The following is a 24,419-nucleotide window of genomic DNA, read 5'->3' as shown; positions in this document are numbered from 1 at the left end:
CAGATGAAAGTGCCGCGCCCCCCAGGCTAGAACCTGGGGGGCGCGGCATCCATTCCGGGAGGGATCAGGCCTCCGGGCGCTCCTCGGGAGAGGGCTCCGGGGTCTTCTCCACCGATACGGCGGTCGAGGAAGCGGCCGCCGTACCGTTCGCCGAGTTCGTCAGCTGGAGCTCCTTGGGAGAGAGCACCGGCGGGCGGGTCGACGGGGTGCGGTGCGAGGAGCCGGTCCACGCCGGGCGGGCCGGGCGCTTCACGATCGTCGAGAAGACCTCGGCGATCTGCTCCTTGTTGAGCGTCTCCTTCTCGAGGAGGGCAAGGACCAGGTTGTCGAGCACGTCGCGGTTCTCGACCAGGATTTCCCAGGCCTCGTTGTGCGCGGTCTCGATGAGCTTCTTGACCTCTTCGTCGACCAGCGCCGCGACCTCTTCCGAGTAGTCCCTCGGGTGCGACATCTCGCGTCCCAGGAACGGCTCGGTGTTGTCTCCGCCGAACTTGATCGCGCCGAGGCGCTCGGTCATGCCGTACTGGGTGACCATCGCGCGGGCCGTTGCCGTGGCCTTCTCGATGTCGTTCGCGGCGCCCGTGGTCGGGTCGTGGAAGACCAGTTCCTCGGCCGCGCGCCCACCCAGCATGTACGCCAGCTGGTCGAGCATTTCGTTGCGCGTGGTGGAGTACTTGTCCTCGTCGGGCAGGACCATGGTGTAACCCAGGGCCCGACCGCGGGACAGGATCGTGATCTTGTGGACCGGGTCCGAGTTCGGGGAAGCCGCCGCGACCAGGGCGTGGCCGCCCTCGTGGTACGCGGTGATCTTCTTTTCCCGGTCCGACATGATCCGGGTCCGCTTCTGCGGGCCCGCCACGACGCGGTCGATCGCCTCGTCCAGCGCGTGGTTGTCGATCAGCTTCCCGTCCGAGCGGGCCGTGAGCAGCGCGGCCTCGTTCAGCACGTTGGCGAGATCGGCACCCGTGAAGCCGGGCGTACGACGGGCCACCGCACCCAGGTCGACGTCCGGGGCGACCGGCTTGCCCTTCTGGTGGACCTTGAGGATCTCCAGACGGCCCTGCATGTCCGGGCGGTCGACCGCGATCTGGCGGTCGAAGCGGCCGGGGCGCAGGAGGGCCGGGTCGAGGATGTCCGGACGGTTCGTGGCGGCGATCAGGATGACGCCGCCCTTCACGTCGAAGCCGTCCATCTCGACGAGCAGCTGGTTGAGGGTCTGCTCGCGCTCGTCGTGACCGCCGCCGAGGCCCGCACCGCGGTGCCGGCCGACTGCGTCGATCTCGTCGACGAAGACGATCGCCGGTGCGTTGGCCTTGGCCTGCTCGAACAGGTCGCGGACACGCGAGGCACCGACACCGACGAACATCTCGACGAAGTCGGAACCGGAGATCGAGTAGAAGGGAACACCGGCCTCGCCCGCGACGGCACGCGCGAGCAGGGTCTTTCCGGTGCCGGGCGGGCCGTAGAGCAGCACGCCCTTGGGGATCTTGGCGCCGACGGCCTGGAACTTCGCCGGCTCCTGGAGGAACTCCTTGATCTCGTGGAGTTCTTCGACGGCCTCGTCCGAGCCCGCGACATCCGCGAACGTCGTCTTCGGGGTGTCCTTGGTGATGAGCTTGGCCTTGGACTTCCCGAACTGCATGACCCGGGAGCCGCCGCCCTGCATCTGATTCATCAGGAACAGGAAGACGACGACGATGAGGACGAAGGGCAGCAGCGAGAGCAGCACGCTGAGGAACGGGCTGGTCTTGTCCGGAGTGACGGAGTACCCGTCAGGGATCTGACCGGCTTCGTACTTGGTCTGGAGGTTCTGGGCGAGCTGGACGCCCTGGTCCCCGATGTAGTTGGCCTGGAACTTGGAGCCGGAGTTGTCTCCGAGCTTCTGGTCCTTCTTGAGGTCGATCTTGACCATCTGGCTGTCGCCGGTGGTCAGGCGCGCCTGCTGCACCTGGCCGCTGTTGATCGCCTTGATGACCTCGCTCGTGTCCACCGACTTGTAGCCGCCGCCGGAGCCGACGACATTCATCAACACGACCACGGCGAGGACGGCCAGCACGATCCACATGACCGGCCCACGGAAGTATCGCTTCACGTCCATCCATACGGGGCGCCAGGCACCCCGTCCCTCCTGCCCGTAGGTAAATGCTGCTGTGAGTAAAGACTGTTCTTCGGAATGTACCCCTGTATTGTCACCCGCTGCCTCATGGGACGGCTGACAGACCCGCCTTTCCATGCTCCAACGGCGGGAATCGCTCCAGGGTTCCCCTGCCGGACGGTTGGTCCGGGTCGGGGTCAGCCTCCGTAGACGTGCGGGGCGAGCGTGCCCACGAACGGCAGGTTGCGGTACTTCTCCGCGTAGTCCAGGCCGTAGCCCACGACGAACTCGTTGGGGATGTCGAAGCCGACCCACTTCACGTCGATCGCGACCTTCGCGGCGTCGGGCTTGCGCAGCAGCGTGACGACCTCGAGGGAGGCCGGCTCGCGCGAGCCCAGGTTCGACAGCAGCCACGACAGGGTCAGGCCCGAGTCGATGATGTCCTCGACGATCAGGACGTGCTTGCCCTTGATGTCGGTGTCCAGGTCCTTGAGGATCCGGACCACGCCCGAGGACTGGGTTCCGGCGCCGTACGAGGACACCGCCATCCAGTCCATGGTGAGCGGGGTGGACAAGGCGCGCGCCAGGTCCGCCATCACCATCACCGCGCCCTTGAGGACGCCGACGATGAGCAGGTCCTTGCCCGCGTACTCCGCGTCGATCTTCGCGGCCAGCTCGGCCAGCTTCGCGTCGATCTCTTCTTTGGTGATGAGCACCGACTGGAGGTCGCTGCCCATGTCCTTCTCGTCCACCCGCATCACTTTCGTTTGCGGCCGGGGCTCCGGGGAGTGACCCCGGAGGACTCGGCCGTGTTTCAGCACCAATCAGCCCTGCCGGATGACCAGTCTGCCACCCTGCCGCTGGGCCTCGACCCGGCCGGGCAGGTTGATGGCGCCCTGACCGCGCCATCCGGTGATGAGCCGGTCGACTTCCTCGATGTGGCGGGCGAAGAGGGAACCGGCCGGAGAGCCGGCCGCGACGACGGCGCGGCGCAGTACGCGGCGGCGGACGGCGGGGGGCAGCGCGTACAGCTTGGCGCACTCCAGGCGGCCGTCCTCGTCCCGTACGCGGCCCTCCGCCTCGGCGGCCCAGGAGTCCAGGGCGTCGGCGTCGTCGCGGGAGAGCTGGGCGGTGCGGGCGAGCGCCTCCACGACTCCCTTGCCGAGGGCCTTCTCCAGGGCGGGCAGCCCTTCGTGGCGCAGCCGGGAGCGGGTGTAGGCGGGGTCCGCGTTGTGCGGGTCGTCCCAGACGGCGAGGGACTGGACCATGCAGGCCTTGCGGGCGGTCTGCCGGTCGACTTGCAGGAAGGGGCGGCGGTAGCGGTGGCGGCGGCCGGAGGCGCCCGGGTCTCCCGGGCCCCCCGAAACCTCTGCCATGCCGGAGAGCGAGCGGATGCCGGAGCCGCGGGCGAGGCCCAGCAGGACGGTTTCGGCTTGGTCGTCGCGGGTGTGGCCGAGGAGCACGGCGGAGGCGCCGAGGCGGTCGGCGGCCTCGTCCAGGGCCGCGTAGCGGGCGTCGCGGGCGGCGGCCTCGGGTCCGCCTTGGCGTCCGACGCGCACGGTGACGGCCTCCACCGGGTCGAGGCTCAGGGCGGTCATGCGGGTGACCACCTCGGCGGCGCGCAGGTCGGAGCCGGCCTGGAGCCCGTGGTCGACGGTGATGCCGCCGGCCCGGATGCCGAGTTTGGGGGCCTCGAAGGCGAGGGCGGAGGCGAGTGCCATGGAGTCGGCGCCGCCGGAGCAGGCGACGAGGACGAGCGGCGCGGTGTCGGGGAGGCCGTCGCGGAAGGCGACCGCCTCGAGGCCTCCGACGCGGGGAGCGGGGGCGGAGGCGGGACGGTCGGTGAGGTCGGTGAGGACGTCGTGGAGTACGCGGCGGACCGCCAGGCGTATCGCCGCGACCGCAGGATGGGGACCCATGTCCGGTGCCCTTCGGTGGAGTTCGGAGCCTCGTCAGGCGCTGGGGAGGCGTTGGGGGAGGGTGGTGCGCTGGGGTGCTGTCCGGCGCCCCCGCGAACGGGGGGCTGTCACTCAGAGTGCGATGATGGTGACAGAACCGAGCCGTTCCCCGAGCATCGCACGCCCTTCTACGCCCCACGGTCCCTCGGACGGGTGACGCTGTTTCCCCCAGAGGGACATCTTCACGCCTCTTGAGCCACTCCTGTTGAGCCTTCCCTCCCGGGTCACGCCTCCCGTCGCTCGCTCGGTTCGCTGCCCTTGCGGTGCACCCGGGCCACCCAGTCGGAGGGCTTGGCGATCTCCGCCTTGGTGGGGAGGGTGTTCGGTGAGGTCCAGACCCGGTTGAAGCCCTCCATGCCGACCTGTCCGACGACCCCGCGCACGAACCGCTCGCCGTCGCGGTACTGGCGCATCTTCGCGTCGAGGCCGAGCAGTTTGCGCAGGGCCGCGTCGAGGCGGCCGGCGCCGCTGGCCCGGCGCTGCTGGAACTTCTCCCTGATCTCGGCGACGGAGGGCACCACCGCGGGCCCGACCCCGTCCATGACGAAGTCGGCGTGGCCCTCCAGCAGGGACATCACGGCCGTGAGCCGGGCCAGTACCTCGCGCTGTTCGGGGGTCTGGACGAGTTCGACGAGCGAGCGGCCCTCGTCGCCGCGCTCCGCGTCGGGCCGGGCTCCGGCGAAGGACTGGGCGGCTTCGCGCAGCCGCTCCAGGACGGTCGTCGGGTCGATCTCGGTGGCGCCGAGGAAAGTCTGGATCTCGCCCTCGATGTGCTCGCGGAGCCACGGGACGGCGGTGAACTGGGTACGGTGCGTCTCCTCGTGCAGGCAGACCCAGAGCCGGAAGTCGTGCGGGTCCACCTCCAGCTCCCGCTCCACGTGGACGATGTTCGGCGCGACGAGCAGCAGCCGGCCGCCGCCGGCCGGGCCGGGCAGGTCGAGGGCCGAGGGCGCGAAGGTCTCGTACTGGCCGAGCACGCGGGAGGCCAGGAAGCTCAGCAGCATGCCCAGTTCCACGCCGGTGACCTTGCCGCCGACGGCGCCGAGGACGGCGGAGCCGGGGGTGCCTGCGCGGCGGTCCTGCATCTTGCCGAGCAGCGGGGCCAGCAGTTCGCGGAAGCCGGCCACGTTGGCCTTGACCCAGCCGGCCCGGTCCACGACGAGGACGGGGGTGTCGGGCGGGGTCATGCCTTCCGGCATCATCCGGGTGAACTCGCGCACGTGCCGTTCGGAGGTCCTGGCGTGCCTGCGCAGTTCCGCGACCACGGCCCGTGCCTCGTCCCGGCTGACCTCCGGGCCGGGCCGCACCAGCCGGGTCGCGGTCGCCACCGCGAGGTTCCAGTCGACCATCTCCGCACCACCGATGCTCGTCATGCGTCAACCGTACGTGGACTCGCGCGCCGGCGGAGCCCCCGGGAGACGGCCGGGAAGCCCACTCGATGCCACCTCGATGCCGCCTCGAGGCCGTCGGAAACCGGCGGGGAGACCGCCCGGGGCCCGTCGCACTCCCGCTAGGAGGCGCCGGCCACCGCTGCCGCGAGCCGGTCGAGGCCCTTCTCGGCGGCCCCCGGGTCGGTGGCGTTCGCGGTCAGGAACGCGAAGGCCAGCAGTCGGCCGGAGGGGTCGACTACGGTCCCGGCGAGGGAGTTCACGCCGGTCAGGGTGCCGGTCTTGGCCCGGAGCAGGCCGGCCGCAGGGGAGGTTCCGGCGTTGCGGGTGCGCAGGGTTCCGGTGAATCCGGCGACGGGCAGTCCGGTGAGGACGGGCCGCAGCTGCGGCCGCTGCGGGTCGGCGGCTTTGGCGAGGAGGGCGGTCAGCAGGCCGGCGCTGACCTTGTCGGCCCGGTTGAGGCCGCTGCCGTCGGCGAAGCGGGAGTCGGAGGTGTCGATGCCGAGGGAGGCGAGCTTGGGGCCGAGGGCCTTCTCCACGCCTTCGAAGCCGGCGGGCTGCCCGGAGGCGAGGGCGGTGTGGCGGGCCAGGGCCTCGGCGATGTCGTTGTCGCTGTTGGTCAGCATCCGCTCGACGAGTCCGGCGAGCGGGGTCGAGAGGGTGACGGCGAGCGGGGCCGCTCCGGCCGGGGCCTTGGCCTTGGCGGGCTCGCCGGTCACCTTGATGCCGCGGTCCGTCAGGAGGGCGGCGAAGGCGCGGGCGGTGTCCCCGGAGGGGTCGTCGGTGCGTGGGGCCGGTCCGGAGAACGAGTCGTCGGTGCGGCCTTCGTCGGCCGTCAGGGCGGTGACGGGGGCGATGTTGTCGTTGGCGCCGATGGGGTGGCGGACGGGGCCGGTGTAGAGGGAGTCGTCGTAGCCGAGGGCCACCGACTCGGTGCCGGCGGCCTTGAGGGCCTGGGCGGTGTCGGCGGCCAGGGCGACGAGGCTGCCGCCGGAGCCGGCGGGGGCCTTCTTCTTGGCGGTGAGGGAGGGGTCTCCGCCGCCGACCAGGACGATCTGGCCGGGGCCCGCGCCGGAGGCCACGGTGGTGGGGATCCGGTGGTCGGGCCCGAGGGCGGCGAGCGCGGCCGTGGCCGTGGCGATCTTGATGGTGGAGGCGGGGGTCATGGCCCGGTCGGCCCCGGACTCGTACAGCACCCGGCCGGTGGCGGTGTCGATCACGGAGGCGGCGCGGACGGTTCCGAGGGCGGGGTCGGCGAGCAGCGGCCGCAGCGCGGCGCCCAGCGGCCCGGAGTCCGCCGCCGGGGCCTGGGCTCCGGGGTCGGATCCAGAGGGGTCGGATCCGGCGGGGCGGACCGCGGCGAGCACTCCGGGGGCGCTGGGGGCGGCGTTGGGCAGGGCGCGGGCCCCGTCCCGACCGTGATCTGCACCACCCGTGCGGCTCCAGGAGGCGGCTCTGTCCCGCTCGGCCTTACGCTGGCCGGAGTCCCAGGGACCGGCGGCGGCAACCGTCGCGGCCGACAGGGCCAGGCCGGTAACGGCCGACACCGCAATGAGCTGCCACGTCTTGACCAATGGCACCTCGGACCAGCCCCTTTCGCGATCACACATATGCGTGAGGGACACTTAACCATTGCGTCTTGCCGCGAGCATGGCACCCCACCCGGCAGGGCTGGGTCGGCCGCGCACGCAGGTGAACCGACGTAGCCCCGAGCAATGAAGCTGATCATGGAGGAGCAGGACGTGGAGTTCGACGTCACCATCGAGATCCCCAAGGGTTCGCGGAACAAGTACGAGGTGGACCACGAGACCGGCCGGATCCGCCTGGACCGTCGCCTCTTCACCTCGACCAGCTACCCGGCCGACTACGGCTTCGTCGAGAACACCCTCGGCGAGGACGGCGACCCGCTGGACGCGCTGGTCATCCTGGACGAGCCGACCTTCCCGGGCTGCCTGATCAAGTGCCGCGCGATCGGCATGTTCAACATGACGGACGAGGCGGGCGGCGACGCCAAGCTGCTGTGCGTGCCGGCCTCCGACCCGCGTGTGGAGCACCTGCGCGACATCCACCACGTGTCCGAGTTCGACCGCCTGGAGATCCAGCACTTCTTCGAGGTCTACAAGGACCTGGAGCCGGGCAAGTCCGTCGAGGGCGCGAACTGGGTCGGCCGCACCGAGGCCGAGGCCGAGATCGAAGCCTCGTACAAGCGCCTCGAGGCGCAGGGCGGCCAGCACTGAGCCATCGGCTCATGTGACACCGACACCGGGCCGTCAGGCCACCGCACGGGCGGCATTCCTCCGGGAGTGCCGCCCGTCGCGGTTTCGCCGTGGATCAAACCGTTCCGCATACTGATACGGGCTGGCCCAGGGACTGGAGGACGCGTGGCGGAGGGCGAAGGATCCGGGGCAGAGGACCGGAAGCCGAAGTCGGACGAGGCGCGCAGCGCCTTCGCCGTGCCCCCCGGGGTCGGGGTGGAGGCGGAGGCCCCCGACGAGGACCAGGCGACCTCGGAGTTCTCGGTCCCCGAGGGGCTCGCCTCGGTGCCCGTGGAGGCCGAGGGTTCCGCCTTCGCGACCCCGCACACCTACAGCGCCTCGCAGTCCCCGCCGGCGTACACCGGCAGCGGGTTCCCCGTCACCCGGATGAAGGAGTCCCTGTGGCAGGACCGGATGCGCACCGTGCTGCGCATGCCGGTCGACGTCCGGCCGGTCCCGGAGGTCTCGCAGAAGCAGGCGGTCGAGACGGGGCCCGCCGTGGGCCGCGTGCTCGACCTGACGCTGCGCATCGGCGAGCTGCTGCTCGCGGGCGGTGAGGCGGCCGAGGACGTGGAGGCGGCGATGTTCGCGGTCTCGCGCAGTTACGGGCTGGACCGCTGCGAGCCGACCGTCACCTTCACGATGCTGTCGATCACCTACCAGCCGTCGCTGGTGGACGACCCGATCTCGGCGAACCGCACCGTCCGCCGCCGGGGCACCGACTACAACCGGCTCTCGGCCGTCTTCCGCCTCGTCAACGACATCAGCGCGCACGAGGTCGACATGTCGTTGGAGGACGCCTACCGGCGCCTCGCGGAGATCCGCCGCAACCGGCACCCGTATCCCGGCTGGATGCTCACCGCCGCCGCCGGGCTGCTCGCCGGGGCGGCCTCCACGCTGGTCGGCGGTGGGGTCCTCGTGTTCTTCGCAGCCGCACTCGGCGCGGTCCTCGGCGACCGGCTGGCCTGGTTCTGCGCGGGGCGCGGGCTGCCGGAGTTCTACCAGTTCGTGGTCGCGGCGATGCCGCCCGCCGCGATGGGCGTGGCCCTGAAGCTGACCGACCTCGACGTGCGCTCCTCCGCCGTGATCACCGGTGGACTGTTCGCGCTGCTGCCGGGGCGGGCCCTGGTCGCGGCCGTGCAGGACGGTCTGACCGGCTACTACATCACCGCTTCCGCCCGGCTGCTGGAGGTGATGTACCTCTTCATCGGCATCATCATGGGCGTGCTGGTGGTGCTCTGGATAGGGCTCCAGTTCGGCTCGAACCCGCAGCCGGAGGACGTCCTGCAGATCGACCAGCGGCCCCTGCTCCAGATCGCCGCGTCGATGGTGCTGGTGTTCACGTTCGCGATCCTGCTCCAGCAGGAACGTTCCACCGTGTGGATCGTGACCCTCAACGGCGGGATCGCCTGGGTGGTCTACGGGGCCCTGCACTACGCGGGCAACATCCCGCCGGTGCCGTCCACCGCCGTCGCGGCCGGCCTGGTCGGCCTCTTCGGGCAGCTGCTCTCCCGCCACCGCATCTCCTCGGCGCTGCCCTTCGTCACGGCGGCCATCGGCCCGCTGCTCCCGGGCTCGGCGACGTACTACGGACTGCTGCTGATCGCCGAGAACCGGCTCAACGAGGGGCTGGCCTCGCTGACGAACGCCGTGGCCATCGCCCTGGCCATCGCCATCGGCGTCAACCTCGGCTCGGAGATGTCCCGGCTGTTCATGCGGATCCCGGCCACGGCCAGCTCCGCCAAGCGCCGCTCGGCGAAGCGCACCCGCGGCTTCTAGGGCCTGCGAGAGGCCCTACCGCTTCGCGTGGCGGCCGCCGCGCGGGGTGGGGGTCTGCGGGTCCTGGCCGGCGCCGGTGCCGGAGTGCTCCGCGGACCCGGTGGCCGACTTCTTCTCCTTGCGGCCCTTGATCACCTCGAAGATGACCGGGATGACGGAGATCAGGACGATGCCGATGAAGATCGGCTCGACATTGTTCTTGATGAACTCGAACTGGCCGAGCTGGTAGCCCAGGATCGTGACGCCCGCGCCCCACAGGACGCCGCCGATGATGTTGAACATCAGGAAGGTGCGGTACTTCATCGCCGTCGCGCCCGCGACCATCGGCGCGAAGGTGCGGATGATCGGCACGAAGCGGGCGAGCACGATGGCCTTGGGGCCGTGCTTCTCCATGAAGTCGTGCGCCGAGTCGAGGTTCTCGCGCTTGAAGAGCCTGGAGTTCGGCTTGTTGAAGAGCTTCGGACCGAAGACCTTGCCGATCATGTAGCCGACCTGGTCACCGATGATCGCGGCGGCCGCGATCAGAGTGCAGACCAGCCACAGCGGCTGCTTGATGGTGCCGCTCGCGACGAACAGGCCCGCCGTGAAGAGCAGGGAGTCACCGGGCAGGAACGCGAAGAGGCCCGATTCCGCGAAGACGATGACCAGGATGCCGATCAAGCCGAACTGCCCGATCAGGTACTCCGGGGAAATCCACTCAGGGCCGAGCGCGAGCATGGTGTTCACGGGTTCCGGGCTCTCCTGGATCGGGGGGGTGTCCGTCCAATTATGAACGCACACCGCCCCCGCCCGGTTCCAGGGAGAGAACCCGCTACGACTTGCGCACCGCGTTGGCCGTGATCGAGTCCCGCAGGTGCTCAGCGAGGCCCGGGCGCATGGAGTCGTAGAACGCCTTGAACCGCTCGTCCGCCACGTACATCTCGCCGAGACCCGTGTGCATCTCGTACGAGCAGTCGTAGTACCACGTCACGATGTGCCGGCGGTGCTCCTCGGCCATGTCCATGACCGCTTCGCCGTCGGCGGGCTCACCCGCCTCCATCAGGGCCGCGTACCGGGCGCTCCAGTCGGCGACCTCGTCCTGGATCCGCTTCCAGTCGTCCTTGGTGTAGGTGGCGACCCGACGCTGCGACTGGGCGTAGGCCTCGGTGTTGCCCCAGCGCCGCTCCGCCTCCTCCGCGTACTGCTCGGGGTCCTTGTCCCCGAACACCTCGAACTTCTCCTCCGGCGTGAGGTTGATGCCCATCTTCTTGGCCTCCATGGCGTGCTCCACGGCCGCGGCCATCTGCTGGAGCCGGGCGATCCGGTCGGACAGGAGGGCGTGCTGCCGGCGCAGGTGCTCCCTCGGGTCCGATTCCGGGTCGTCCAGCAGGACCGCGACCTCTTCGAGCGGGAAGCCGAGCTCCCGGTAGAACAGGATCCGCTGCAGCCGGTCGAGGTCGGCGTCGTCGTACCGCCGGTGTCCTGCGTTGCTGCGGCCGCTCGGGGAGAGCAGCCCGATCTCGTCGTAGTGGTGCAGCGTGCGCACCGTGACTCCGGCGAAACCGGCGACCTGGCCCACGGAGTAGCCCATCTCTTTCCGCTCCTCTGGTTGGGTACGCCCTCCACTGTGGGTCCTCACGCCACGTGAGGTGCAAGCCCAGCGGCTGGACGGCTTCTAGCCCATCGCCTTCTTGCCGTCGATGGTCTCGCGGATGATGTCCGCGTGGCCGGTGTGCCGGGCGAACTCCTCCACCAGGTGCAGGAGCATCCAGCGCATCGAGACCTTGGCGTCCTTGGGGAACCAGGGGGCCGGCGGGAGCGGGAAGGTGTCGTCCAGGCTGGGGACGGCGGCGATGAGGGCCTCGGTCTGCGCGGCCACCTCGTCCCAGAGGGCCAGGGCGGAGGGGATGGTCTCCTCGCCGGTCAGGTGGAAGGAGTCGGACCAGGTCTCCATGGTGCGCCGGTGCGGGTTCGGCTCCTGCCGGGCCATGTACAGCCAGTTGCGCTCGCACTCGGCGGCGTGCTTGAGCAGGCCGGACAGGGACAGCTCGCTGGCGCTCGGGCGGCCGGCCGCCTGCTCCTCGCTCAGCCCCTCCACCGTTTCGCGGAGAGCGGTGCGCTGGGACCGGACGAAGGAGAGGAGCGTGCCGCGCTCGTCGCCGGGGACCTCTGTGGAAATCTGAGCCATGGCCGACCGCCTGCTTTCGGTGTGGTTCTTCCTGCTGACAAGAACCACGTTACGGAGCCTTGCGGTCAGTTCTTGTCCGCAATCGCGGAGGACTACGGACCTTCCTGGCGGGCCGGCGGCAGCTCCGTCTGCGGCTTCGGGAGCAGGGCCTTCGAGAGGTCCTGCTTGCCCTTCTCGTCCAGGCCGTACATGGCCTCGTAGATCTTGCGGACGGCCGGACCCGAGGCTCCGGAGCCGGTGCCGCCCTGGGAGATGGTCATGACGATCGAGTAGTCCTCGGTGTAGGAGGCGAACCACGAGGTGGTCTGCTTGCCCTGGACCTCGGCCGTACCGGTCTTCGCGTGCATCGGGATCTGCTTCTGCGGCCAGCCGCCGAAGCGCCAGGCCGCGCTGCCGGTGGTGGCCACGGCCGCGAGCGCCCCGTCTATGTCGTCGCGCAGCTCGGCGTCCATGGGGAGCTTGCCCTGCACCTTCGGCGCGATCTCCTTCACCGAGGCGCCGTCGGCGCTGACCACGGCCTTGCCGATGGCGGGCTGGTGGAGGGTGCCGCCGTTGGCGATGGCCGCGTAGATCGAGGCCATCTGGATCGGGGTGACGAGGGTGTCGCCCTGCCCGATGGAGTAGTTGATCGCGTCGCCCTCGCGCAGCTGGTTGCCCTGGCGGCAGTTCTCGTAGGCGATCTTCTCGGCGTACGAGCCGTCCTTCTTGCCGTCGCGGCACCAGGCAGCCTTGTTCGCCTCGAAGAAGTCCTTCTTCCACTGGCGGTCGGGGACCCGGCCGGGGACCTCGCTGGGCAGGTCGATGCCGGTGGGCTTGCCGAGGCCGAACTCGTGGGCGGTCTTGAAGAACATGTCGCCCGGCTGCGCCTTGGGCTTGATCCCGCCGTCCTTCTTCCACTCCTTGTCGGCGATGCCGTAGTAGACGGTGTCGCAGGAGACTTCCAGGGCCTTGCCGATGGTGATGTCCCCGTAGCCCTGGGACTCGAAGTTGGTGAAGGTCTGGCTGCCCACCGAGTACGAGCTCGGGCAGCCGTAGCGGCCGTTGAAGGGGTAGCCGGCGTTGACCGCGGCCGTGGAGGAGACCACCTTGAAGATCGAGCCCGGGGCCGCCTGGCCCTGGATCGCCCGGTTCAGCAGCGGGTAGTTCGACTCCTTGTCGGTCAGGGAGGCGTAGTCCTTCGAGGAGATGCCGCCGACCCAGGCGTTCGGGTCGTAGGTCGGGTTGGAGGCCATGGCGACGACCCGGCCGGTCTTGGCCTCCATGACCACGACGGCGCCCGAGTCGGCCTCGTAGTTGCGGTGCGTGTTCTTGTCGTAGCCCTTGCGGGCCTCGATCATCGCGTTGTTCAGCTCGCGCTCGGCCACCGCCTGCACGCGCGAGTCGATCGAGGTCACGATGTTCGCGCCGGGCTGCGCCTTGTCGCTGACGCCCTCGCCGAGGATCCGGCCGAGGTTGTCCACCTCGTAGCGGGTGATGCCCGCCTTGCCGCGCAGTTCCTTGTCGTAGGTGCGCTCCAGGCCGCTGCGGCCCACCTGGTCGGAGCGCAGGTAGGGGGAGTCGGAGTTCTTGGCCTTGGTGATCTCCGCGTCGGTCACCGGGGAGAGGTAGCCGAGGACCTGCGAGGTGTTGGCGCCGTCGGGGCCGGCGTAGCGGCGCAGGGCGGTGGGCTCGGCGGTGATGCCGGGGAACTGCTCGGCGTGTTCCCGGATCTCCAGGACCTGGTCGGTGGTGGCCTCGTCGGTGATGGGGATCGGCTGGTACGGGGAACCGTTCCAGCAGGGCTTGGGGGTCTTGGCGTCGCACAGCCGGACCCCGTTGACCACGTCCTCGGGCTTGAGGCCCAGTACCCCGGCGAGCTGGGTCAGGACGCCCTTGCCGCGGTCCTTCATCTTGGAGAGGTCGGTGCGGCTGGCGGAGACCACCATGCGGGTCTCGTTGTCGGCGAGCGGGATCCCGCGGGAGTCGAGGATCGAGCCGCGCACGGCCGGCTGGACCACCTGCTGGGTGTTGTTGTTCTTCGCCTCGTCCGTGTATTCCTGGCCGTTGCGTATCTGGAGGTACCAGAGCCGGCCGCCGAGCGTGAGCAGCAGCGAGAACACCACGATCTGGATCATGATGAGCCGGTTCTGGACCCGGGGTGTGCGCCCGGTCTCCGGTATGTTGCTCAACTCGGCTCTCCCCCGGACGCGTCCTGCCTGACGCGTCCGAGTCTAGGTCTCCCGGGGAGCTAGAACGGGAACCGGGTCCGGCCGTGCTGGACCGAGATCCATTTCTGGGTGGTGAAGGCCTCGATCGTGGCCTCGCCGTTCAGCCGTCCCAGCCCCGAGGCCTTCTCCCCGCCGAACGCGGCCAGCGGCTCGTCGCCGATGGTGGAGTCGTTGACGTGGATCATCCCGGTCTCGATGCGCTGCGCGAAGCGGACCCCGCGCTCGACGTCGCGGGTGTGGACGGCGCCGCTGAGCCCGTACGGGGTCGCGTTGGTGAGGCGGACCGCCTCGTCCTCGCCGTCGAAGACCACGAGCAGTGCGACGGGGCCGAAGATCTCCTGGCCCAGCAGCGGGGAGTCCTCGGGGAGTCCGGCCAGGACGGTCGGCTCGACCAGGTTGCCGCGCGTGGAGCCGCGTACGAGGGCCTGTGCGCCGGATTCGACGGCGCGGTCGACGAGCGCGGTGAGGGCGTCGGCCTGGAAGGAGTTGATCAGGGGGCCGATGTGGGTGTCGGCCTCGTGCGGGTCGCCGGTCTTCAGGCCGCGCACGCGGGCGGTGAACTTCTCGGTGAACTCCTCCGCGACCGAGACGTCGACCAGGATCCGGTTGGCGGCCATGCAGACCTGGCCCTGGTAGACGAAGCGGCTGAAGACGGCCGCGTCCACCGCGTAGTCGAGGTCGGCGTCGTCGAGGACGACGAGCGCGCTGTTGCCGCTGAGTTCCAGGACCGTCCGCTTGAAGTGGCGGGCGGCGACGGCGCCTACGTGCCGGCCGACCCGGTCGGAACCGGCGAAGGAGATGACCTTGGGGACGGGGTGGGTCAGGAGCGCGTCGCCTATCTCGGCTATGTCCGTGACCAGGACGTTGAGCAGCCCGGCCGGGAGCCCGGCCTCCTCGAAGATCTTGGCGATGACGCCGCCGCCGACCACGGGTGCGTTCTGGTTCGGCTTGATGACAACCGCGTTGCCCAGGGCCAGGGCCGGTGCCACCGACTTGAGGGTGACGAGGAAGGGGAAGTTGAACGGGCTGATCACGGCGACGACCCCGACGGGCAGGCGCTGGACCCGGTTCTCCTTGCCCTCGACCGGCGAGGGCAGGATGCGGCCCTCGGGGCGGACGGCCAGCTGCATGGCCTCGCGGATGAACTCCTTGGCGAGGTGGACCTCGTACTCGGCCTTGGGACGGGTCCCGCCGAGCTCGTCGATCATCGCCTCGACGATCTCCTTCTCGCGCTCCTCGGTGATCCGCAGGGCGCGTTCCAGGACGGTGCGTCTGGCGTACGGGCTGGTGGCGGCCCATTCCTTCTGGGCGCGCTCGGCGGCGCGATAGGCCCGGTCGACCTGCTCGACGGTGGCCACGGTGATGGCCGCGAGCTTCTCCCCGTTGTACGGGTTGACGTCGATGATGTCCCAGGAACCGGTACCGGCCAGCCATTCGCCGTCGATGTACTGGTGAGCCACGTCGTCGAATATGGACATGCCATCCCTTACTGCGAGCGCGCACCCTTGCGCTGCACCGGAGCCCGATCGGCCGTCATGCACTGATCGGTCGTCATACGCTGAGCCGCCGTCATACTACGTGTGTATTAAGACAGTTGGAGCAGACCGCGGAGGAGATCCCGGGTCTGTCCGGGATCGGGGCAGTCCGCCTGGAGGCGGAGCATCGCCCTTTCGTACTGCCTCACTTCCTCGTCCTTGTCCAGGTAGAGGGCGCTGGTGAGCTGTTCCAGATAGACAACGTCCTGGAGGTCGGACTCGGGGAAGCGCAGCAGGGTGAAAGCTCCGCTCTCGCCGGAGTGGCCGCCGAAGGAGAAGGGCATCACCTGGAGCTGTACGTTCGGGCGCTGCGAGATCTCGATGAGGTGCTCCAGCTGACCGCGCATCACGTCGCGGTCTCCGTACGGGCGGCGCAGGGCCGCCTCGTCGAGGACGGCGTGGAAGACGGGCGCGTTCTCGGAGACGAGGACCTTCTGGCGTTCCAGGCGCAGTGCGACGCGGCGGTCGATCTCGGCGCGGCCGGCGCCGGGCATGCCGCGGCTGACGACCGCCTGGGCGTAGGCCTCGGTCTGCAACAGGCCGTGCACGAACTGGACTTCGTAGATGCGGATGAGGGAGGCGGCGCCTTCCAGTCCGATGTACGTCTGGAACCAGCCCGGCAGGACATCGCCGTAGCTGTGCCACCAGCCGGCCACGTTGGCCTCGCGGACCAGCCCCAGGAGGGACTCCCGCTCCGCGCCGTCCGTGACTCCGTAGAGCGTGAGGAGGTCCTCGACGTCTCTGGCCTTGAAGCTCACCCTTCCCAACTCCAAGCGGCTGATTTTCGATTCGGATGCGCGGATCGAGTAGCCGGCCGCCTCACGGGTGATGCCGCGGGACTCTCGGAGCCTCCTGAGCTGTGAGCCCAGGAGTATGCGGCGCACCACAGAACCACTGGCTTCTGCGGTCACTGGTACTGCCCTCCCCAGTCTGCGATGGGTGCACGTTTCGGATGGCTGCGTCGCAGGGGCCCCCGTGCCCCTTCAAAGCCCGCAGTCTGCCACCAAAACGCATCGGTCCGTACTCGTTCTGTAACGGAATTGGGCCCGCCGGAAAAGAAGTCCGTAAGTATGCGTAGGAAGAAATGAGCAAGAACCGTCACGGGAGGGGACAGGTCCGGCGCGTGCACGTGCATCTGCCCTTGCATCCGGCTTCTGCATTCGGAACCATGGTCCCGCGCACCTGCGTGCCCCGCAGTTCTTTCGAATCCCGGGAGTGCCTCGCATGGGGACGAATGGATCGACCATGCTCGAGCCGTTACGGCAGGGGCTTCCCCCGGTCGACCCCACGGCTGTCTCCGGGTCCGCGTCATGCGCGCTGCCCGCCCGGTACGACGCGGTACGCGGAGCACGCACCTTCACGCGTTCCACGCTCTCCCAATGGGGCCTCGACGACCGCTTCGACGATGTCGCGCTGGTCGTCTCCGAACTCGTCACCAACGCGCTGCGCCATGCCCTCCCGGACGATTCCCGGCAGGGTACGGGCGAGGCGGAGCCGCCGGTGCGGCTGCACCTGATGCGGTGGAGCACCCGGCTGGTGTGCGCGGTGCGCGACCCCAGCGAGGACCGGCCCGGCGGGAGTTTCGCGCCGGAGGCGACCGAGTCGAACTGCGACCTGGAGTCGGGGCGCGGGCTCTTTCTCGTCGACTCCTACAGCGACAACTGGGGCTGGCACCCACTGGCGGGACGGCTGACCGGCAAAGTGGTCTGGGCGCTGTTCACGCTCCAGGACTGAACCGGCACCCGCGCCGGAGCGAACCGGGACGAATACGGCAACTGGCCGGGATTGATCATGGCGATCAGTCCCGGCCAGTGCACGTGCATGGCTTGAATCCCGGTGTCGTGCCGGTCATGTGCGGGGTCAGCTGATCAGGTGATCGAACTCGCCGTCCTTGACACCCAGCAGCAGCGCTTCTATCTCCGCCGGCGTGTACACCAGCGCCGGTCCGTCCGGAAACCGCGAGTTGCGCATGGCGACGTCGCCTCCGGGCAGTTTGGCGAACTCCACACAGGAACCTTGAGAGTTGCTGTGTCTGCTCTTCTGCCAGGTCACTCCGTCAAGCTCTGCAGCTGCCATCCCGTTGTACGCGTGGTCCACAGGAAGCCCCCGATAGTGCAGATGTCAACTGCACCGGATCATAGCTGTGTTCAAGAGCGCCTGCATGGGCAGATGCACGTGCACGAGCGGAGGCCCGGGCCCCGCTACGCCGTGAGCGCCTCGGACACCTCGTCCAGCGAGTCCAGCAACTGCTCCGCGGCACCCCTGAGCACCCCCGACTCCGGAGCGTCCCAGCCCGCCAGCACCGCCCGGACCCCGTCCCACTCGGGCACCTTGCGCTCCCGGACCGCCCTGGCCCCCGCCTCCGTCGCCGTGCGCAGCTCCCGGGCCAGCGCGGCGGCTCCCGGGTCCGGGGGCCGGTCCCGGTCCGGGAAGTGCGCCTCCAGGAGCATCGTGTGGCGGCCCATCGCCGCCATGGCGTGGCCCGCCTCCTCGGCCGCCACGCGCGAGATCCCGCGGTGGCGCACCGGCTCCCCCGCGGCCCGGTCCACCGCGTCCTGCCAGGCCACCCGGGCGTCGCGGACCGCCAGCAGCGCCTCGCGCACGTCTGCCCGGCGGGCCCCGGCCGGATCGGCGTACTGCCCGAGCACGGCTTCCGCGTACCGGCCGGCGGCCGCCACCCAGTCGGCCAGCCGGGTCCGCAGCCGCGGGGTCTCCCAGGCCGGGTAGACGGCGTAGGCCACCATCGCGAGGACCCCGCCGACCAGGGTGAGGGTGACCCGGTCGGGCACCGTCTGGTCCCAGCGCAGACCGCCCATGCCGAGCAGGAAGACGACGTAGGCCGAGACGAAGACCATCGAGACGGCATATCCGGTGCGCATGAGCGTGTACATCAGGCCCGCGCTGACGACGGCGAGGAGCCCGGACATCCACATCCCCGGGTGGGCGAGCTGCACGACCGCGGTGGCCACCGCCACCCCCACCAGGGTGCCGCCGAACCGGGCGACGGCCCGGGTGTAGGTCTGGGTGAAGTCGGGCCGCATGACCATGACCGAGGCCATCGGGGCCCAGTAGGCGTGGCCGAGCGGCAGCGCGGCGCCGATGAGGTAGCCGGAGCAGGCGACCGCGGTGACGCGCACGGCGTGCCGCAGGACCGGGGATCCGGGCCGCAGCTCGGCCCGTACGGTGGCCAGCACCTTCGGCACGAGCTGCACCAGCGTGGGCCGCAGCATCGACTCCTCGGGGGCGGCGGTGCGCCCGGAGCGCGGCTCGGCGGTTTCGAGCACGTCGTCCAGCAGGGCGGCGAGGCGCCGCGCCGCCCGCAGCGGAGCCCCCTGGAACAGGTCCGCGGTGTCGGGCGCCTTGAGCAGGGCCAGCTCCGGCGAAGGCAGCCGTACGGGGTCCCCGCGGCGGATCGCGTGCGCCGCGGCGTCCAGGACCGACCCGGCGGCGGCGAGCAGTTCCCGTACCCGGTCCCGCGCCGGCCCCTCGGCCGGAGCCCCGACCGCCGGGTCCGCGAGCGAGGCCAGCACCGGGCGGATCCGCTCCGCGAGCCCCCGCGCCCCGTGCAGCTCGGCGGGGCGGCGGCGGGCCTGGCGGGCGGTCACGGTCGCGGCGGCCCGCGCCTTCATCAGCGGCTGCGGGTCGAAGGAGGCCACCGGGTCGTGGCGCAGGCGGCGCGCGTAGTCGGCCTCGGCAGCGAGCGCGTCGGCGAGGGCGTCGCGCTGGGCGCCCCAACGGCGGACCGGGAACAGGACGATCAGCAGGGCCTGGACCACACCCCCGGCGGCGATCATCCCGGCGTGCCCGGCGGCCTGCGGTACGGAGGTGGGCAGGGTGACGGTGACCAGCATGATCGCGACGTTGCCGGAGGCGATCATCCCGGCGGTGGGCCCCGCCGCCCACATCAGGCCCGCCACGAAGCACCAGACGGCCAGCAGCAGCATGAAGGCGAGGGTGTGCGAGGAGCCGACGAGATAGCCGATGAAGGTGGACGCGGCCAGTGTCAGCCCGGCGGCGAGCGCGAGGACGGGACGCGGCCGCCAGCTCTTCTGGAAGGTGGCGACGGCGGCCATGTACGCGCCGAAGGCGGAGCTGGCGGCGGCGCCGGGACCGAGGAGGGCGAGGCTCACGCCGATGACGAGGGCCAGCCCGGCGGCGGCGCGGACGGCGATCAGGGGTTCCAGGCGGGTCCGCTCGACCCTCATCCCGGATCGGGCGGTGTCCTTCAGCGCCCGGACCCAGCTCATGGCACCGAGCGTAGCCCGTCGGTCCCTCTTCAGGTCTTCTTCAGACATCGCCCGATCTATGGCGCCGTCGCCCGAAACCGCCGATCATCGGCCCGTCGGTGTGGTTCGGTGCCGCTCCGGCATCCGTCCCGGCAGCTTTCGGAAGGTGGGTACACGCATGCTCAGGAACGGCCTGGAACCTTGGCACGTGGCCATCGTCGTGGTGGTCTGCCTGATCCTCTTCGGCTCGAAGAAGCTCCCCGAGATGGCGCGGGGGCTGGGCAAGTCCGCGCGCATCCTGAAGGCGGAGGCACGGGCGCTGCGCGAGGAGACGGACGCACCGGCACCCGCCGCCGCTCCGGCCGCGGCCGCGGCCGCCCAGGCACCCGCGCCCGTGCACGTACCCGCCCCCATGCCCGCGGAGCGCTGAGCCGCCACTCCAGCCCCCGGCCCCGGGGTCACTTCCGCAAGGACTGCCGGCTGCCGTCCGCCATGTGCGCCCGGTCGGCCGCGGCCGTGCCGTCCTCCCAGCCCGCGAGGTCGGTGGCCCCGCGCAGCCGGGTCGTGGTGGTGCGCGGGAACATCTCGTCGGCGCGCGAAGTGACGGCCACGTCCCGGGCGACCAGGGCGGGCAGGTTGTCGGGGGCTTCGGCCGCCGTGTGCTCGGCCGTCTCGGCGAGCCGCTGGCCGAGCCGGCTCGCGTAGGCCAGGAGGAAGGACTGCCGGAAGGTCTTGGTGCGCTTGCGGCCGCCCGCCCGCTGCCCGGCCTCGGCGCGGGTCATGGCCGCGGTGCCCTGGACGAGGAGCGAGGTGTAGAGCAGCTCCACCGCCTCCAGGTCGCTCTCGAAGCCGACGACGGTGGAGAACTCGTAGCCGCTGTTCCACACGGAGCGGCAGCGGTTCGCGGTCGACACGGCGTCGAGCAGCACCGCCTTGGCCTCCTCGTACGGGGCCTCGACCCCGATCCGGCAGGCGCCGGGAATCTGCTTCGTGCCCGTCTTGACCGCGAGCAGCGCCTCGTCCACGGTGTGGCGGGCCATCAGCTCCTGCGCCTTCGCGCTGAGCGCCTCGGCCTCCTCCGGGAAGGTGGTGGCCTCGGCCTTCGCGAGCAGGGCCCGGATCCGTCCGAGCATCCGGGGTTCGATGTGCGCGTGCTCCAGCAGCGCGCCGCTCTCGTCTCCGGGCAGGGGCCCGACCGGCTCGATGGACGGCAGCCGGATCAGCAGCCGGAACACCTCCAGGACGGCCCCGGCCAGGGTGAACCGGTCGGTCCGCTCCCGCTGGACGAGCCGCTCCCCGTAGCCGGTGTCCTCGCCCCACCAGGCCTCGGCGTCGGTCCACCGCTCGGGCAGCCGTGCGTAGCGCCGGGCCTCGGCGGCTATCAGGTCCTCGCAGATGCGCACGTGCGTCTGCTCCAGGTCCCGCCGCACGAGCCGCAGTACGTCGGCGGGCTGCCACCCCCGCTCCCAGGCCTGGCGTACGTAGCCCTCCCCGCGCGCGAGCAGCGCCTGCCCGACCCCGGCCCACCGCTCCCCCTCGGCGACGAGCATCGACGCCCCGGCATCCAGCCCGGCGTCCTCCTGGGTGTACAGCGCGGCCTCACAGGCCCGCTCGACGATGTCTCTCACACCGACCAGCTTGGCATGTCGGCCACGCAGCCCTGCTCCGGCCCGATCCCGCAGGGCACGGCACCGCAGAGCGGCCCCGCGCGGCCCGCACCACCGCTGTCAGCCCCCGGTGGGACACTCGCACCCATGACCGACCACACCCCCCGGTGGGCCCTGGCCGAAGACGGCGACGGCCAGTGGCACGCCACGCCACTGAACCCCACCACGGGCGGAACCACGGCCGGCCCCCGCATCACGGCCAAAGACCCCGTGGAGGCGATCCGCGCAGCCCCCGCAGGGACCCGCTGGGTCTGGGCCTCCACCCAGGCCGTCTACCCCCGCCTCCTCGAGGCCGGCACCCGCATCGACCGCTGCCACGACATCGAGGACGCCGAGCTGCTCCTCCTCGCCCACGAGGGCCGCCTCGGCGAACCCCGCTCCGCGGCCGCCGCGTGGGCCCGCCTCACGAACGCCCCCGTACCGCCGGATCCTCCGCAGCGCGCCGCGGTCCCCGCCGCCCAGGACTCGCTCTTCAATCCCCAGCCCCCGCCCCTCCCCCTCGACGCCCTGGTCGCCGTCCACGCCGACCAGGTGAAGCGGATCGAGGCCACCGCCCACCCCGCCCGGATGCGGCTGCTCATCGCCTCGGAGTCGGCGGCGTTCCTCGTGGCCGCCGAGATGAACCGGGCGGGCCTGCCCTGGCGGGCCGACGTGCACCGGGCGCTGCTCACCGAGCTGCTCGGGGAGCGGTACGCGGGCGGCGGCCAGCCCCGCCGCCTGGCCGAGCTCGCCGACGCGGTCTCCGCCGCGTTCGGCCGGCGCGTACGGCCCGAGCTGCCCGCCGATGTCATCAAGGCCTTCGCGGGGGCCGGGATCAAGCTGAAGTCCACCCGCCGCTGGGAGATCCAGGAGCTCGACCATCCGGCGGTGGCCCCGCTCCTCGAGTTCAAGAAGCTGTACCGGATCTACACCGCCCACGGCTGGAGCTGGCTCGCGGACTGGGTCCACGAGGGCCGCTTCCGCCCCGAGTTCATCCCGGGCGGCACCTACACCGGCCGCTGGGTCACCAACGGCGGCGGGGCCCTGCAGATCCCGAAGGTGATCCGCAGGGCCGTGGTCGCGGATCCGGGCTGGCGGCTGGTGGTGGCCGACGCGGACCAGATGGAGCCGCGGGTGCTCGCCGCGATCTCCCGGGACCCCGCCTTCATGGAGGTGGCCGGCCGCCCGGAGGACCTGTACACCTCCATCTCCCGCCAGGGTTTCTCCGGCGACCGCGACATGGCCAAGATCGCCGTGCTCGGCGCGGTGTACGGGCAGACCTCCGGGGACGGCCTGAAGAACCTGGCCGCGCTCCGCCGCCGGTTCCCCAAGGCGGTGGCCTACGTGGACGAAGCCGCGAAGGCGGGCGAGGAGGGGCGGCTCGTACGGACCTGGCTGGGCCGCACCTGTCCCCCGCCGGCCGAGCCGGCGGAGCCCGGGGAGGGTGGGGAGGCGGGGCCCACCGGTCAGTCCCCCGACGCCTGGACCCCGAGCTACGCCTCGACCGACGCGCGCGCACGGGGCCGCTTCACCCGCAACTTCGTGGTGCAGGGCAGCGCCGCGGACTGGGCGCTGCTGCTGCTCGCGGCCCTGCGCCAGTCGCTCGCGGCGGCCGGGATGCGGGCCGAGCTGGTCTTCTTCCAGCACGACGAGGTCATCGTCCACTGCCCCGAGGAGGAGGCGCAGGCGGTGGCCGCGGCGATCCGCGAGGCGGGCGATCTGGCGGGCCGCATCACCTTCGGCGAGACCCCGGTCCGCTTCCCGTTCACCACCGCGGTGGTCGAGTGCTACGCGGACGCGAAGTAGTGGGGGCGGGTCGGCCGCACCGGGACCTGGTGACGCGGCCCTAGTACCCGAACCCGGACCACTTGACGCCCGTCGCCATGTCCCTCAACTGCTCGATGCTCAGCGGTGGTTCCTTGCGGGTCGGCGCTCCGCTCACCACCTTGGTGTTGAATGCCGACACGATCACCCGGGTCCCGTTGGTCCGCAGCACCTCCGCTTGCCACACGACGGCCCCCGCGGTCTCGCCGTTCCGCTTGCGGGACAGGATCTTCGTGCCGTCGGGCAGTGTCTCCGCGCTCGTGAACAGCTCCGCCCACATGCCCGGATGCTTCTGGCTGTCGGGCTGGATCTGGAGGCTGACCAGGGCCTGGCCCTTGCCGTCGTCGATCACGGCGTAGCTCAGGTCGCTGCCGCCCGGTTCCTTGCTCAGGACCTTCGTCTTGGAGTCGCGCAGCATGGCGTCCAGCACGTCCTCGGGCGCGGGCCCCTTGGCGACCGGCGGCGTCTCGGTCCGCGCGGCCGGCAGGTCCTTCAGGGCGGGCAGCCACAGCGGGGAGGTGGTGAAGGCCTTGAGCTGCGCGGGGGTCAGCGGCGGCGTACTGCGGTTGGTGGCCGCGCCCTTCTCGGCCGGCGCGTTGTGCTCCTGGACGTCGACCAGGTATCCCTGCGGGGTGAGCAGCGTGGCGCGCCAGTTCTTCGTGTCGACCCGGCGGTCGGGGTACTCGTAGCCCTGGAAGAGCAGGAGCCTCGACCCGTCCGCGAGCTTCTCGACGGTGCAGCTGTCGAAGGAGAGCTGGATCTTGGACGGGCAGGTGACCATCTCGGCGGAGGACTGGCCCTGCGGGTCCACGCGCGAGAGTCCGACGCCGATGGCGGCCCCGCCCTTGCCGTCGTCGAAGATCCCGCTCACCATCGGGCCCGGGCCCTCGCCGGTGCCCCGCGCCTGCGCCCCGGTGACCGTTCCTCCCGGCAGCAGCTGCTTGAACACGCCGATCAGCTGCTCGGCGGAGACGGCTCCGCTGCCGGTACGGGGCTTCGAGCCCTGGTCCGGGTCCTCGCCGGACGACGGCGAGGCCGGCGGGGACGGCGTCGGGGCCTCGGCGACGTTCACGGGGCCGCCGGAGCCGCCTGCACCGAAGAGGCCGCCCGTGTAGGCGCCGGCCGTGCCGATCACGGCCAGGGCGAGGGCGGAGCCGCCGACGACGGCGGCCCGGCGGCGGGCCACCAGGCGCCGTCCGCGGCGTTCGCCGGCTGCGACGAGGTCGAGGCCGTCGGTGGTGAAACCGTCCCCCGTTCGCCGGAGGGCTTCGCCGAGCTCATCTTCAAACGGCATGCGGAATCAGACCTTCCGTCCAGGGGTGTCATGAGGTGAGGGCTG

The 24,419-nt window shown here is 71.0% G+C and carries 20 protein-coding genes; 5 read left to right on the top strand and 15 right to left on the bottom strand.

Translation table 11 applies throughout. The features are described 5' to 3' along the window. Positions 1-64: 64 nt before the first annotated feature. From ftsH to dacB, 5 genes are all read right to left on the bottom strand, one after another. Positions 65-2,098 (bottom strand): ATP-dependent zinc metalloprotease FtsH, encoded by a 2,034-nt coding sequence (gene ftsH, locus OG490_RS21045; protein ID WP_330297849.1) that lies wholly within the window; start codon positions 2,096-2,098, stop codon positions 65-67. Between the two features lie 194 nt (positions 2,099-2,292). Continuing rightward, complete coding sequence (hpt, locus tag OG490_RS21040; protein WP_330297848.1) at positions 2,293-2,853, bottom strand: hypoxanthine phosphoribosyltransferase; 561 nt, start codon at positions 2,851-2,853, stop codon at positions 2,293-2,295. Between the two features lie 66 nt (positions 2,854-2,919). Beyond that, positions 2,920-4,014, bottom strand: a complete 1,095-nt coding sequence (tilS, locus tag OG490_RS21035) for a tRNA lysidine(34) synthetase TilS (RefSeq protein WP_330297847.1) — start codon at positions 4,012-4,014, stop codon at positions 2,920-2,922. A 263-nt stretch (positions 4,015-4,277) separates the two neighbouring features. Continuing rightward, a complete protein-coding gene (locus tag OG490_RS21030; protein ID WP_330297846.1) occupies positions 4,278-5,426 on the bottom strand; it encodes a zinc-dependent metalloprotease in 1,149 nt (382 codons plus the stop codon). A gap of 137 nt (positions 5,427-5,563) precedes the next feature. Next, positions 5,564-7,051, bottom strand: a complete 1,488-nt coding sequence (dacB, locus tag OG490_RS21025; RefSeq protein ID WP_330297845.1) for a D-alanyl-D-alanine carboxypeptidase/D-alanyl-D-alanine endopeptidase — start codon at positions 7,049-7,051, stop codon at positions 5,564-5,566. Positions 7,052-7,183: 132 nt separating this feature from the next. On the opposite strand from dacB, the gene OG490_RS21020 reads away from it, so the two are divergent. Both OG490_RS21020 and OG490_RS21015 read left to right on the top strand, forming a co-directional pair. Further along, a complete protein-coding gene (locus OG490_RS21020; RefSeq protein WP_266960167.1) occupies positions 7,184-7,678 on the top strand; it encodes an inorganic diphosphatase in 495 nt (164 codons plus the stop codon). Between the two features lie 144 nt (positions 7,679-7,822). After that, positions 7,823-9,475, top strand: a complete 1,653-nt coding sequence (locus tag OG490_RS21015; RefSeq protein ID WP_330297844.1) for a threonine/serine ThrE exporter family protein — start codon at positions 7,823-7,825, stop codon at positions 9,473-9,475. 15 nt (positions 9,476-9,490) lie between these two features. Here the strand turns inward: OG490_RS21015 and OG490_RS21010 are convergent, their stop codons facing one another. The 6 genes from OG490_RS21010 to OG490_RS20985 form a co-directional block, all read right to left on the bottom strand. Next, positions 9,491-10,192 carry a DedA family protein gene (locus tag OG490_RS21010; protein WP_443065966.1) on the bottom strand — a complete coding sequence of 234 codons (702 nt, stop codon included), beginning with the start codon at positions 10,190-10,192 and terminating at the stop codon, positions 9,491-9,493. A 94-nt stretch (positions 10,193-10,286) separates the two neighbouring features. Continuing rightward, positions 10,287-11,045, bottom strand: a complete 759-nt coding sequence (locus OG490_RS21005) for a MerR family transcriptional regulator (protein ID WP_330297843.1) — start codon at positions 11,043-11,045, stop codon at positions 10,287-10,289. Between the two features lie 84 nt (positions 11,046-11,129). Continuing rightward, positions 11,130-11,642, bottom strand: coding sequence for a DinB family protein (locus OG490_RS21000; RefSeq protein WP_330297842.1), 513 nt, complete (start codon positions 11,640-11,642; stop codon positions 11,130-11,132). A gap of 92 nt (positions 11,643-11,734) precedes the next feature. Then, positions 11,735-13,810: a penicillin-binding protein 2 gene (gene mrdA / locus OG490_RS20995; RefSeq protein WP_330297841.1), complete on the bottom strand. Its 2,076-nt coding sequence runs from the start codon at positions 13,808-13,810 to the stop codon at positions 11,735-11,737. Between the two features lie 59 nt (positions 13,811-13,869). After that, positions 13,870-15,327, bottom strand: coding sequence for an aldehyde dehydrogenase family protein (locus OG490_RS20990; RefSeq protein WP_330297840.1), 1,458 nt, complete (start codon positions 15,325-15,327; stop codon positions 13,870-13,872). A gap of 107 nt (positions 15,328-15,434) precedes the next feature. Next, positions 15,435-16,295 carry a helix-turn-helix domain-containing protein gene (locus OG490_RS20985; protein ID WP_330297839.1) on the bottom strand — a complete coding sequence of 287 codons (861 nt, stop codon included), beginning with the start codon at positions 16,293-16,295 and terminating at the stop codon, positions 15,435-15,437. Between the two features lie 334 nt (positions 16,296-16,629). Here OG490_RS20985 and OG490_RS20980 point away from each other — a divergent pair, with 334 nt between their 5' ends. Next, on the top strand, positions 16,630-17,118 hold the full coding sequence (locus OG490_RS20980; protein ID WP_330297838.1) for an ATP-binding protein: 489 nt from the start codon (positions 16,630-16,632) through the stop codon (positions 17,116-17,118). Positions 17,119-17,244: 126 nt separating this feature from the next. Here OG490_RS20980 and OG490_RS20975 read toward each other — a convergent pair whose 3' ends face one another. After that, the gene (locus tag OG490_RS20975) at positions 17,245-17,481 is read right to left on the bottom strand and encodes a DUF397 domain-containing protein (protein WP_112450436.1); all 237 of its coding nucleotides are present in this window, start codon (positions 17,479-17,481) and stop codon (positions 17,245-17,247) included. Positions 17,482-17,585: 104 nt separating this feature from the next. Beyond that, positions 17,586-19,631, bottom strand: a complete 2,046-nt coding sequence (locus OG490_RS20970; protein ID WP_330297837.1) for an FUSC family protein — start codon at positions 19,629-19,631, stop codon at positions 17,586-17,588. 157 nt (positions 19,632-19,788) lie between these two features. Between OG490_RS20970 and tatA the strand changes: the two genes are divergently transcribed. Then, positions 19,789-20,040 carry a Sec-independent protein translocase subunit TatA gene (gene tatA / locus OG490_RS20965; protein WP_330297836.1) on the top strand — a complete coding sequence of 84 codons (252 nt, stop codon included), beginning with the start codon at positions 19,789-19,791 and terminating at the stop codon, positions 20,038-20,040. A gap of 28 nt (positions 20,041-20,068) precedes the next feature. Here the strand turns inward: tatA and OG490_RS20960 are convergent, their stop codons facing one another. Further along, complete coding sequence (locus OG490_RS20960; protein ID WP_330297835.1) at positions 20,069-21,238, bottom strand: DUF2786 domain-containing protein; 1,170 nt, start codon at positions 21,236-21,238, stop codon at positions 20,069-20,071. Positions 21,239-21,364: 126 nt separating this feature from the next. Here OG490_RS20960 and OG490_RS20955 point away from each other — a divergent pair, with 126 nt between their 5' ends. Continuing rightward, positions 21,365-23,062: a bifunctional 3'-5' exonuclease/DNA polymerase gene (locus OG490_RS20955; RefSeq protein ID WP_330297834.1), complete on the top strand. Its 1,698-nt coding sequence runs from the start codon at positions 21,365-21,367 to the stop codon at positions 23,060-23,062. 40 nt (positions 23,063-23,102) lie between these two features. On the opposite strand, the gene OG490_RS20950 is transcribed toward OG490_RS20955, so the two are convergent. After that, positions 23,103-24,374, bottom strand: coding sequence for a hypothetical protein (locus tag OG490_RS20950; RefSeq protein WP_330297833.1), 1,272 nt, complete (start codon positions 24,372-24,374; stop codon positions 23,103-23,105). Positions 24,375-24,419: the final 45 nt, after the last annotated feature.

This window comes from Streptomyces sp. NBC_00503 (genome assembly GCF_036346895.1).
Lineage (GTDB): Bacteria > Actinomycetota > Actinomycetes > Streptomycetales > Streptomycetaceae > Streptomyces.
The sequence above is the reverse complement of the archived record's forward strand: the minus strand, read 5'-3'. Positions and strand labels throughout refer to the sequence as shown.

Excerpts from the sequence above, each read along its gene's own strand:
- OG490_RS20980 (WP_330297838.1), top strand. The coding sequence starts at position 16,630 with ATGCTCGAGCCGTTACGGCAGGGGCTTCCCCCGGTCGACCCCACGGCT.
- dacB (WP_330297845.1), bottom strand. The coding sequence starts at position 7,051 with ATGTGTGATCGCGAAAGGGGCTGGTCCGAGGTGCCATTGGTCAAGACG.
- OG490_RS21000 (WP_330297842.1), bottom strand. The coding sequence starts at position 11,642 with ATGGCTCAGATTTCCACAGAGGTCCCCGGCGACGAGCGCGGCACGCTC.
- ftsH (WP_330297849.1), bottom strand. The coding sequence starts at position 2,098 with ATGGACGTGAAGCGATACTTCCGTGGGCCGGTCATGTGGATCGTGCTG.
- OG490_RS20990 (WP_330297840.1), bottom strand. The coding sequence starts at position 15,327 with ATGTCCATATTCGACGACGTGGCTCACCAGTACATCGACGGCGAATGG.
- hpt (WP_330297848.1), bottom strand. The coding sequence starts at position 2,853 with ATGCGGGTGGACGAGAAGGACATGGGCAGCGACCTCCAGTCGGTGCTC.
- OG490_RS20970 (WP_330297837.1), bottom strand. The coding sequence starts at position 19,631 with ATGAGCTGGGTCCGGGCGCTGAAGGACACCGCCCGATCCGGGATGAGG.
- OG490_RS21010 (WP_443065966.1), bottom strand. The coding sequence starts at position 10,192 with ATGCTCGCGCTCGGCCCTGAGTGGATTTCCCCGGAGTACCTGATCGGG.
- OG490_RS20955 (WP_330297834.1), top strand. The coding sequence starts at position 21,365 with ATGACCGACCACACCCCCCGGTGGGCCCTGGCCGAAGACGGCGACGGC.
- OG490_RS21005 (WP_330297843.1), bottom strand. The coding sequence starts at position 11,045 with ATGGGCTACTCCGTGGGCCAGGTCGCCGGTTTCGCCGGAGTCACGGTG.
- OG490_RS20950 (WP_330297833.1), bottom strand. The coding sequence starts at position 24,374 with ATGCCGTTTGAAGATGAGCTCGGCGAAGCCCTCCGGCGAACGGGGGAC.
- OG490_RS21030 (WP_330297846.1), bottom strand. The coding sequence starts at position 5,426 with ATGACGAGCATCGGTGGTGCGGAGATGGTCGACTGGAACCTCGCGGTG.
- tatA (WP_330297836.1), top strand. The coding sequence starts at position 19,789 with ATGCTCAGGAACGGCCTGGAACCTTGGCACGTGGCCATCGTCGTGGTG.
- tilS (WP_330297847.1), bottom strand. The coding sequence starts at position 4,014 with ATGGGTCCCCATCCTGCGGTCGCGGCGATACGCCTGGCGGTCCGCCGC.